4 protein-coding genes are annotated in these 3,998 nt (G+C 67.9%); 1 reads left to right on the top strand and 3 read right to left on the bottom strand.

The window, feature by feature from the left end; all coding sequences use genetic code 11:
- Genes Q4C89_RS14240 through Q4C89_RS14250 form a run of 3 tightly spaced genes read right to left on the bottom strand, consistent with a single transcriptional unit; the run spans position 1 to position 2,758 of the window.
- Complete coding sequence (locus Q4C89_RS14240) at positions 1–1,620, bottom strand: polymer-forming cytoskeletal protein (RefSeq protein WP_303103286.1); 1,620 nt, start codon at positions 1,618–1,620, stop codon at positions 1–3.
- A gap of 54 nt (positions 1,621–1,674) precedes the next feature.
- Positions 1,675–2,151 carry a cyclic pyranopterin monophosphate synthase MoaC gene (gene moaC / locus Q4C89_RS14245; protein WP_303103287.1) on the bottom strand — a complete coding sequence of 159 codons (477 nt, stop codon included), beginning with the start codon at positions 2,149–2,151 and terminating at the stop codon, positions 1,675–1,677.
- A gap of 4 nt (positions 2,152–2,155) precedes the next feature.
- Positions 2,156–2,758: a DUF177 domain-containing protein gene (locus Q4C89_RS14250; RefSeq protein WP_303103288.1), complete on the bottom strand. Its 603-nt coding sequence runs from the start codon at positions 2,756–2,758 to the stop codon at positions 2,156–2,158.
- A 254-nt stretch (positions 2,759–3,012) separates the two neighbouring features.
- Between Q4C89_RS14250 and Q4C89_RS14255 the strand changes: the two genes are divergently transcribed.
- On the top strand, positions 3,013–3,939 hold the full coding sequence (locus Q4C89_RS14255) for a S9 family peptidase (RefSeq protein WP_303103289.1): 927 nt from the start codon (positions 3,013–3,015) through the stop codon (positions 3,937–3,939).
- The last annotated feature ends 59 nt before the right edge of the window (positions 3,940–3,998 follow it).

A 3,998-nucleotide genomic window follows, 5' to 3' on the forward strand; every position in this document is an offset into this window, starting at 1 on the left:
TCAGATTCTGTTGTCCTGGCGGTAAAGAAAGAGGGTTCCCGCGCCCCAGGCTCCGCCGACCAGGGCCAGGGCAAAGGCGAGCGGAGGCAGGCTGAGGCTGGCAGCCAGGGCACTCAAGCCCAGGAACGCCCCCACCGTGTCGGGCACGGGCAGGCGTAGCCGACAGGCCAGGGCGCGTCCAGCGTCGTAGACGCTCACGCTCAGGCCCGTGGCAATCAGGAGGCTGACCAGGGCCAGCATCAGCAGGGAAGGGGCCAACAGTCCGCCCAGGCCCAGGGCCACCGCTGGCAGAAGCAGCGCACTCAGCATCAGGATGCCCAGCGCCAGCGTCCGCATCGGGGCGTGCCGCTGCCGCCGGGCCAGCACTGGGGCCGTGCCCGCCACGAACAGCAGCAGGAGCAGGCCCCCCGTCATGGTGACGAAAATCTGCGGCCAGGCGGCGGCGCCCAGCCAGCCCATCAGCGGACGGAAGGCGGCAGCCGTCGCCAGCCCGACGCCCTGAGAGGGCAACACGTCGGCTGTTTCGCCAGGAGCGCGGCCCAGCAGGGCGCTGGTTTCTCCCGCCACAGTCGCTCCCGGAGCCTGCTTGATGTCGCCCAGCACCGTCACGACCCGGCCCTGAACCCTGGCGTCCGCTTCCAGGGTCACGTCGCCGCCGATGGAAACGATGTTGCCCGGCACCTCGCCCCGAACGACCACCGGCTGTCCGAAGCTGAGGCCCGGCCCACCCTGCGCCGCCTGATAGAGCGGAGGCATGGTCAGTACGCCCGCCAGGACGAAGGCGGCAGTTCCGAAACGCCGTACGGCAGGAACGGGCTTGAGCGTGACCAGGGCACTCGTGGCCAGCAGCAGCAGCAGCCCCAGGGCCGTCATGGGCGCGATATGTTCCAGCACGGTCTGAAGCACCAGCGCCCCGGCGTGCAGGTTGGGCCAGGCGCTCGTGACGGTCAGCAGCGTCAGCCCCGCCAGCAGCCCGCCCACCAGCAGCAGGGGGGCCGGGTTGTACGCGGGCGAAACGGGAACGGGCTGGAACGCGGCCTGGGACGGTGCGGCCTCAAGGGCGATTCGTGCCGCCAACTCGGGCGCGAGGGAGGGCGCAAACGGGACAGGTGACTGGCGCAGCAGGTCGCGCAGGTTGTGGTCGGCTTCCTGGGCGATGCGGGCAGCCAGCCCCGCGCCCAGTGGCGGCGCAGGGGGGGCGGCCAGATGTCGTGCCATCCGGATATCTGCCACGACAGCCGGGGCCACCGAGGTGGGCAGGGGAGGGGGCGCGGCCTGCTCCAGCCGCCTGACCAGGGCGATGTCCCGACTGACCTGCGCGGCGACCGACTGTGCCGTGACGGGTGGGGGCACAGCGGTGAGGTGCCGACTCAGCCGCAGGTCTTTCAAGACGGCGGGGGCCACACTCCGGCCCGCCGGGGGGGGCGGCTGGAGCAGCAGCGCCACACTGCGCTCAAGGGCGTCCCGCGCGGCCTGCACGTCAGGGTCTCGCAGCGCTTCCCCGAGGGCCGCCTGTTCGGCAGGAGACAGGTCACCGTCGGCCTCGCGGTGCAGCAGTTCAAGCTGCGCGGCGCTGGCCCGGTGAACCTGAAAAAGCTCCTGGCGAGACGACACACCCATATCATTTCCTCTACGTCGAAAGTTTGCAGAAGGTTCCCGACCTTCCCCTCCTGTCTAGGGAGCCTGATAGTCGCCGCTCTTGCCACCGGTTTTGGACAGCAGGCGGATCCCCGTGATTTCGATGGCCTTGCTCGCCGCCTTGAGCATGTCGTAGACGTTGAGCGCCGCCACGCTGACGGCGGTGAGGGCTTCCATTTCTACCCCGGTAGGTGCGGTGGTCTTGACCGTGGCGGTGATGTGAATCCCGCCTTCTTCGAGTTCCACGCTGACGTCGGCCCCAGTGACGGGGATGGGATGACACAGGAAAATCAGGTCGGCGGTGCGTTTGCTGCCCACCAGCCCGGCCAGTTTCGCCACGGCCAGGGGGTCGCCCTTGGGCGTCTGCCCGGAGATGAGGGCCGCCCGCGCCTCGGTGGGCAGGCGCACCCACGCCTCGGCGCTGGCGGTGCGGAGTGTGGGCACCTTGGCCGAAACGTCTACCATGCGCGGCTGACCGTCGGCGAAGTGGGTCAGGGGTGGGGGCTGGCTCATCGGCTTACTCGTCCGGCAGGTCGAGCTTGCTCAGGCCCGCAAAGGGGTTCTGCTTGGCGTGGCTGCTGCCTTCGGGAATACCGAGTTCGTCGTCAATTTCCTCGATGGGCACCTGGGCGCTGTGTTCGCAGGGGCCTTCGTTGAGGTCGTGCCCGCAGACCTGACACAGTCCCTTGCAGTCGGGGGCGTGCAGCACGGTCAGGGGGGTCGCCAGCAGGGTGCTTTCGGCCAGGTAAGCGCTGAGGTCGAGGTCGGGATTGCCGAACACCAGCACTTCCTCGCCGCTCTCGGCTTCTTCGAGGTACGGCTCCTCGGCGGAAGGCTCGTAGCGCATCAGGGTGCCGAGCTGGATGTCGAGCGGCACCTGCACGTCGCGCAGGCAGCGGGCGCATTCAGTGACCAGCGTGGGCGAGAAATGGCCCTGGAGGTACATCTCGTCGCCGCCGAGCGAGTTGACATTGACCTCGTAGGGGGCAGGCTCGGCAAATTGAAGCGTCTGGGGCGTCTTGCCCTGGAGGTACTGGAGGTGGTCGAGTTCACCCTCGGCGTGCGCGTCGTCAGAGGTTCGCAGCAGGGAACCGAGGTGAATACGGGGTTGGTCTTTCATGTTCGCCATGATAGAGGCACGGCCCCCACCCCTACTGCGGTTCAGGGAAGAGTTGCAGGAAATCCGCCGAGTGGGGGATGGGGGAAGCGCCCAGGTGCCGGGAGTCTTTATACTGCGGCGTGTGGCGTCTGCACCCTGCGGCAGGTGGTCCTCCTTTCCCTGCTATGACGCTGATTCTGTCTCTTTCCCGCTTCCGGCTCCTGGCCTCACCTGTTCAAGGTTTTGAAAGACCTGCTGGCTTAGGCTGGAGCGTCATGCGTCGCCTGTCTCCGCTCGTCTTCTCTTCGTTGCTGCTGGCGACTTCGGCACAGGCCCAGAATGCCCAGGCGCTGAGCATGCCGCCGGTTCACCGCTGGATCAAGCTCGGCCCGGTGGCGACGCCTTCGCTGCTGCAAGTGCCGGTCTCCTGCGGGGCCAATACCGCGACGGGCCGCTGCCCGCTGGTGGTCATCTCGCACCCCCGCGCCCAGGACGCGCTGCGGATGCGTGACAGCGCGCGGGTCGGGGCCATCTCGCAGGCGCTGCTGGCGGCCAATTTCGCGGTGCTGCTCAGCAACGATGGCGGTGTGAATACCTGGGGCAGCCCGGCGGCCCTGCGCGAGGTCGGGCAGATTCACAAGGCTGCGGTAGGACGCTTTGCCTGGAACGGACGAACTTACGCCCTGGGCATCAGCATGGGCGGCCTGCTGTCGCTGCGCAGTGCCCTGCCCAATGCGCCCTACCGGGTCGAGGGCGTCACCCTGCTGGACGCCTGGGTCAACCTGCGCTCGGCCTGGGGCAGCGCCCAGTCGCGGCGCGACGAAATCAATGCCGCCTACGGGCAAAAGGTGGCCCCGGCCCCCACCCTCGACCCGCTGTCGCTGGCGCTCAAGGCCGCCCCCCTGCCCCTGCTGGTGATATCGAGTCCCGACGACACGGTGGTTCCGGCCAAGAACAATGCCGACCTCATCGCGCCGCGCGCCGAGGTGGGCGTGAGTGAATTCGTCAAGCTGACCGGGCCGCACCTGGGGGGCAACCGCTTTACCCCGCAGATGATTGCCCGCATGGTCGGCTTTTTCCAGAAGCTCGAAAAGCGGGCCAAGTCGCGCCAGGCCAAGGAATTTCCCAGTGTGCCGCTGGTGATGCCGTCGGCCACCGAGTTTGCCGACAGGCTGCGCCGACTCCTGAGCCGCTCGGCGTAAGTCATACGGCTTCGAAAAATAGTTTGGGCATCCAAACTGTTTTTCCGAGCAGAGCGAGT

Source organism: Deinococcus sp., assembly GCF_030523985.1.
Taxonomy (GTDB): Bacteria; Deinococcota; Deinococci; order Deinococcales; family Deinococcaceae; genus Deinococcus.